Annotated in this window: 8 protein-coding genes; 2 read left to right on the top strand and 6 right to left on the bottom strand. The window is 56.9% G+C overall.

Annotated features, from left to right (window positions below):
* Positions 1-198 precede the first annotated feature (198 nt).
* Positions 199-555 (top strand): hypothetical protein, encoded by a 357-nt coding sequence (locus FV226_RS26710; RefSeq protein ID WP_147815181.1) that lies wholly within the window; start codon positions 199-201, stop codon positions 553-555.
* A 621-nt stretch (positions 556-1,176) separates the two neighbouring features.
* Here FV226_RS26710 and FV226_RS26705 read toward each other — a convergent pair.
* Positions 1,177-1,410: a hypothetical protein gene (locus tag FV226_RS26705; protein ID WP_147765302.1), complete on the bottom strand. Its 234-nt coding sequence runs from the start codon at positions 1,408-1,410 to the stop codon at positions 1,177-1,179.
* Positions 1,411-1,564: 154 nt separating this feature from the next.
* Here FV226_RS26705 and FV226_RS28255 point away from each other — a divergent pair, with 154 nt between their 5' ends.
* A complete protein-coding gene (locus tag FV226_RS28255; protein ID WP_187277359.1) occupies positions 1,565-1,741 on the top strand; it encodes a hypothetical protein in 177 nt (58 codons plus the stop codon).
* A 152-nt stretch (positions 1,742-1,893) separates the two neighbouring features.
* Here FV226_RS28255 and FV226_RS26700 read toward each other — a convergent pair whose 3' ends face one another.
* The 5 genes from FV226_RS26700 to FV226_RS26680 all read right to left on the bottom strand — a co-directional run bounded on the left by FV226_RS26700 (position 1,894) and on the right by FV226_RS26680 (position 4,927).
* Positions 1,894-2,085, bottom strand: a complete 192-nt coding sequence (locus FV226_RS26700; protein ID WP_147765301.1) for a hypothetical protein — start codon at positions 2,083-2,085, stop codon at positions 1,894-1,896.
* A gap of 41 nt (positions 2,086-2,126) precedes the next feature.
* The gene (locus tag FV226_RS26695; protein ID WP_147765300.1) at positions 2,127-2,348 is read right to left on the bottom strand and encodes a hypothetical protein; all 222 of its coding nucleotides are present in this window, start codon (positions 2,346-2,348) and stop codon (positions 2,127-2,129) included.
* Between the two features lie 113 nt (positions 2,349-2,461).
* Positions 2,462-3,067, bottom strand: a complete 606-nt coding sequence (locus tag FV226_RS26690) for a hypothetical protein (protein ID WP_147765299.1) — start codon at positions 3,065-3,067, stop codon at positions 2,462-2,464.
* 242 nt (positions 3,068-3,309) lie between these two features.
* Positions 3,310-4,122, bottom strand: coding sequence for a DUF429 domain-containing protein (locus tag FV226_RS26685; protein ID WP_147765298.1), 813 nt, complete (start codon positions 4,120-4,122; stop codon positions 3,310-3,312).
* A 259-nt stretch (positions 4,123-4,381) separates the two neighbouring features.
* Positions 4,382-4,927: a recombinase family protein gene (locus FV226_RS26680; protein WP_147765297.1), complete on the bottom strand. Its 546-nt coding sequence runs from the start codon at positions 4,925-4,927 to the stop codon at positions 4,382-4,384.
* Positions 4,928-5,120 lie beyond the last annotated feature (193 nt).

Raw genomic sequence — 5,120 nt, 5'->3', positions numbered from 1 at the left:
CTGCTCGAAATCCCGGAGGTACGTCCAGCCCCGACCGAGAAAATCCCGGCTGAACTGCCGCTTCGAGCGTACAAGACCCATCGATAAAAGATTCGAGTAGACAATTTTCAGGTTTTTGCCGTACATTCCGCCTCCTTGTCTAAATATAGCAGGCGGAAGGCATCATGGAATCCATCCGCTATAATTGGAGATTCCGAAATGATACATGTTACACCGCTGGATGAAGCGAATCAGCTTACCGTTCAGCATCTCATCCGTCGATATTTATCGCCCGAGGGAAAATCCGTCCGGACCTTCGAACGCGCCTGCGTGACGGTCGAGAAGGTCGGCAACCGGTACGGCGTGCCACGGGATGCGGTCACCTACCTGTTTGAAATCCATCATCCGGAGATGGGATTCGCCCTGACGGCGCGGGCGGTCTTCAGATGCGGTGATCTCATGGTGCCAGCCGCGACGCACACCCGCGTAACCGCTTACGAAAACATGGGCGAGCATAGGAGCGAGCATGCTGTGAAGCTCGCCGCCAACGAATGGCTACGGAGTCTGCCGCTGTAGTCGTGACCGTGAAGCGGTGGGCTGCTCTCGACGCTTCTCGGACCCTCGGAAGGTCCGCTTTCCGGCATCTGAATCGAGGGTGCCCTACGTCCGGGGTAGGTGGGAAGCGGAAGGTCAGCTTTGTGGAGGATCACCGCCACCATGATGGCTGGTATTATCCGAAGGTGGGCTGCCCTCCTTACGGCCCGTCATCGGGATTACCTCGAACCATTCTCCCCTAAGCCATTTGGAGATTGTTCCAAGGCCAACCACAAACATGGGTACGGTCATCATCAAAGCTAAGAGACGGGGTGGGTCGAGGGTCTGGTCTTGCCAGAAAAGCCACGTCCAGATCGCAATACCATCGATATAGACGGCCAGAATAACCCAAATCGCTCCGAAGAAGACATCCTTAAAAGTCGCTGGACGGGGATACCCACTCATTTTCGCCTCAAAAGGATATGACGCTTTCTCTTAAAAGGGGTGATCCCACAAATACTTGGGCGAATACTTCGATTTGAATCCGGAGCATGGGTAACATCCGTCAGATTTCGACCACTAGATCGGCGGCGGAACGACGGCTTCCGGGAGAAAGGTCAAGGTCCGCTCGCCACCTTCTGTAAGAAGTCGGAAGGTCCGCTCTTAGGCGCGCGTGGCGATTGTCCGCACCATCGCCTGCACCATAGACAGCACCTTGGCGCGGTCCTGCGTGTTCCTGATCCCCTGCCACAAGCGCAGCAACTCTGTCGTCTGGTCCAGATCGGCACTGGTCTCGTCGAAAAATGCGGTCGGCGCAATGTCTAACGCCTCGGCAAGACGGCGGAGGGAAGCGTCCCGCACATCCGAGCCGTCTCCAAGGTCCGAGCCGTTCTGCATACCACGCTCCGATTGTGCACAATCGGCTTTAGCGCCTTTCGGATGGTGCCCCAACCTCAAAGCGAGTTGGTGCGACAATTTGCAACCTAACATTCGATATGAAATTTCCCACTACGTAGAGTAGAAAAGCATCTCGATAGGACCTGTGTTTGCAATGCCTAAACCAGCCCAATTCGAGGTGATGCTGGATGCCTGTCTCGCCGCATATGAACTTATCAAAGAGTCCGGCACGCCGGAGGCGGAGGCGCTGATGCGCCTCGTGCTGTTTCAGATTGGGCTGGAACTGGCGCGCGGTCCAGCAACGGGCCGAACGACACATAACGACAACTGAAGCGACTGTCACAGACTGTTGCTTATGTGAGTTTCTTCCAGGGTGAGTATGGTCCGCACAGGTTTAGGAACAGAACGTCCGCTTTAGGGCGAAGGGGCAGGGTCCGCTCCCCACCCTTCTCGGACGTTGACGGTAGGTTCGAGGATGACTGTTCAGCGAGCGAGCTTTGCGCGCAGATCAGCGATTCGTCGGGTTGTCGCGGCGGTCTGATCGCGAATCCGCTTCTGGATTCCCGCACAGCGATCCGCTTCTCGGTTGGCCTGGACGGGCGTCATGGGCTTGATCGGCTGGATGATCCCGGCCTCGGCGGTGGATTCGGCAGTGATGATCTCGTGGTAGCGCATACGGTATTTATGCAGAGCTATCCGCTCATGAGGAAACGTCACTAGCCTTTGGCAGCAAGTACACGCGCCACCGCCAACAATTTTGCCCGATCGCTCGGATTATCTATTTCTGACCATAGCTTGAGAAATTCCACGGTTGGTCCAAGATTGTGCGATGCTGAATCAAAAAACGTTTCAATCGGGCAGTTTAAGACTTGAGACAACTTCGTAAGCAGGTCAGACGGACTGACGCTCGTTTCCACGCGGTTGTCTGGGCTCAGCATCGTAGACTCCCACTACACTCGACATGTCTACTAGAAGTCGAATGACGCATCAAATCTCGTCGATAGTGATCGATTCATACTAATGGAGCTAAACAAATTAGAGTTTTCGTAAGTCAATGTTGCTTATTTTTTACAGATTGGATTTGCCGAGCGATCAGTTTTCCAGTCTCCATAAGCACAATATCTAAAATTTTATTTATCTGATGCTGGCCCTCGGATTCATAAAATTCTCTGGCGGCTATGAGATGATCTACAACCGTACGAAATGGGTCATCAGCCTCAATCGGCGCGCCTACAACATAAGTGCTAACGTCGTCGTGGGTTTCTGTAATGTCGATGAGCATGCCATGGCTACGAACAGCCTTGCCTTTAGCATCATGGTAAGTCTTTCCGCGACTTAACACCCGACGTAATCCTTTACCCGGTACCTCGACTCGATACTCGGATACAATGATTGAGCCGTTTTTCGTTGCCTTGACTGAACGCTCAATCATCTTCTCGTAGTCGTCTCTATGAACGGTCGTCATCGCCTCGTGACCCTTCAAGGGTCGGCCAGCATTTGACCAGTCACCCGTAAGGTACAGCGCACCGCCATGATCGTAGGTGACCGTGTGGTTAACGTGATCCCACTCCCAAGTTCCTATGACGCCCGACGCTTCTAGCAGTAGCTCTAACCGGGAGCCCGAATGCTCTCCGTCGTGTCCGAATCTCGACTCCATATGTGTGGTCTCCCCCGAGACGCCTCCAGCGCTTCAACATCGGGTAGTGATGTGGGATCGCGCGATCAATCCTGAGGATACTGCCGGGCAGGATGGAGTGGAAGGGGTTCGCATTACATCTTCCCGATGCTCGCCAAGCCTCAGAGCCTCCACGCGGTCAGCACGGACTCCGCCCCCGCGGCATCATCTCGAATCCGAAAGGTGATCCTTGCTGATGCACCGCTCCGATGAGAGTCGGCGCATCATGCAGCGGGAGCAAAGCCTTGATACCGAAGGCTCCCCGTTCGCTCCTCATCCGCATTCTTTTGAAGCAAGGCTCGCGCCCAGGCAGGTTGTAGGGTTGCGGGAGGTAGAACGATCCAGCCATCCTCGTCGCCGACCGCCGTGTAATCTCCTATGGCAACGCAAAGCGCCGTGAACGCACATACGAGAGCCGCACGGTCGTCGTGGTTTGTAACGGTGGTCAGGGGTGTCCGAAGACTTCGGCTCGGCAGGAGATAACGCAGCAAACGGTCGATCCCGCCGCTCGATGCGAGGTGGGTGTAGAAGGTATCTGACCGGTCGCCGCGGCGAGCATTCAGGGCCGCTGGGTCATCGATCAGCAGGCCCAAGAACGCACTCGGGAACGCCTCCGCAACGGCCTTGTCATGGATTCGGATGTCCTGCTCGGCCGACGCGAGATCGCAGTGATCGATCACGATCCGAGCGCATGCGTTTGCGTGTTGGTTAAGCAGCTTTCCTACCGGCGCACTCGATTGCCCAGGCTTTCCAATCAGGGGTTGAAGGCGCCGTGTGAGCATTCGCTCGGCGGCACGGTATCGACCAATGATGTCGAGCCCCTGGCGCATTGGTCCGTCGAACGCAGAAGCGGTTAAACGTGTCGCGCCTGCCACGCGGACAATGGTGTCCGTCCGCTCCGGCTCAACGGCTCGGAATCGGGCGAAGGACCACTGAACTTCATCCGAGGACCAATCCAAACGGCAGACCGATCCGGATTTTTTCGTCGGCGAGCATCCAACATCTACGCCGAGAACCGACCCTGCCGTACCGAGCATGCTGACACCTGCGATGACATTGACGGGAATCCGAGGACAATGCTCGCATGAGGTTTCACAAGCGCCGCCTACTAAACCAAAAAAGGCGTCGGCGTGCGTGGGTATGCAAGGCAGCGTTAACAGGGTCTCAGCGACCCCACGCGGTCAGCGCAGACTCCGTGTCACCGCATCGTCCCGAATCCGGTGGACGGTCTGACGGCTCAATCCGGTTTCACGGCAGACCGTTGAGACCGACGCGTCCCACGAGATCAGGCGAACGTCACGCAGCTAGAATGCGATGCACCGACCCTTTGCCGATCCCGACCTTCGCGGCGATGGCCGCCATGCTCAGCCCTTCGGCCGCCAGTGCCTTGACCTCTGACGCCTTCGCCCGCGCTGTAGGCTTCCGCCCTTTGTACGCGCCCTCAGCCTTGGCCTTCGCAATGCCTTCGCGTTGGCGCTCCAACATCATCTCGCGTTCGAACTGCGCAACACCCCCAAGGACGTTGAGCATCAGCTTACCCGTGGGCGTGCCGGTATCCACGCCAAGGTTGACGATACGCAGGGCCACGCCCTTGGTTTCAAGCCTGCTGATGATGTTGCCGAGGTGGGTAACGGACCGAGCGAGCCGATCGAGCTTAGTGACCGCGATGGTGTCTCCCTCGCGGGCGAAGTCGAGCACGGCGTCCAAAGCCTTGCGCGGCCCGACTGACGACGCCTGCTCTCGGAACAGTTTCTCGCATCCGAGAGCCGTGAGATCGCGGACCTGCGCTTCGAGCCCGGCTTCCTGCTCCAACGTCGAGGTTCGGGCGTAACCGATGAGCATGGAGGCGGTCCGACGTTCCAGTAGGTTCTAAAACGTTAGAACATTTGCCGTTCCGAAATGCAATACCTGTCGTGTGGAACAGCTACGGATGGGTGTTGGAACGTTCCACACGAGCAAGCTCTATCGGACCGCTCGATTGGCGGTGCCTCGGTCAGACCGGTCATCTGACTTGTCCGGTCGCCGCCGGGGTTGC

The organism is Methylobacterium sp. WL12, from assembly GCF_008039475.1.
In the GTDB taxonomy this organism is placed as follows: Bacteria; Pseudomonadota; Alphaproteobacteria; order Rhizobiales; family Beijerinckiaceae; genus Methylobacterium; species Methylobacterium cerastii.
Note: the sequence above shows the minus strand (reverse complement) of the source record. Positions and strands in the feature narration are given on the sequence as shown.

Coding starts and splice junctions, on each gene's coding strand:
- FV226_RS26690 (WP_147765299.1), bottom strand. CDS start 3,067: ATGGAGTCGAGATTCGGACACGACGGAGAGCATTCGGGCTCCCGGTTA.
- FV226_RS26680 (WP_147765297.1), bottom strand. CDS start 4,927: ATGCTCATCGGTTACGCCCGAACCTCGACGTTGGAGCAGGAAGCCGGG.
- FV226_RS26705 (WP_147765302.1), bottom strand. CDS start 1,410: ATGCAGAACGGCTCGGACCTTGGAGACGGCTCGGATGTGCGGGACGCT.
- FV226_RS26700 (WP_147765301.1), bottom strand. CDS start 2,085: ATGCGCTACCACGAGATCATCACTGCCGAATCCACCGCCGAGGCCGGG.
- FV226_RS26695 (WP_147765300.1), bottom strand. CDS start 2,348: ATGCTGAGCCCAGACAACCGCGTGGAAACGAGCGTCAGTCCGTCTGAC.
- FV226_RS28255 (WP_187277359.1), top strand. CDS start 1,565: ATGCCTAAACCAGCCCAATTCGAGGTGATGCTGGATGCCTGTCTCGCC.
- FV226_RS26710 (WP_147815181.1), top strand. CDS start 199: ATGATACATGTTACACCGCTGGATGAAGCGAATCAGCTTACCGTTCAG.
- FV226_RS26685 (WP_147765298.1), bottom strand. CDS start 4,122: ATGCTCGGTACGGCAGGGTCGGTTCTCGGCGTAGATGTTGGATGCTCG.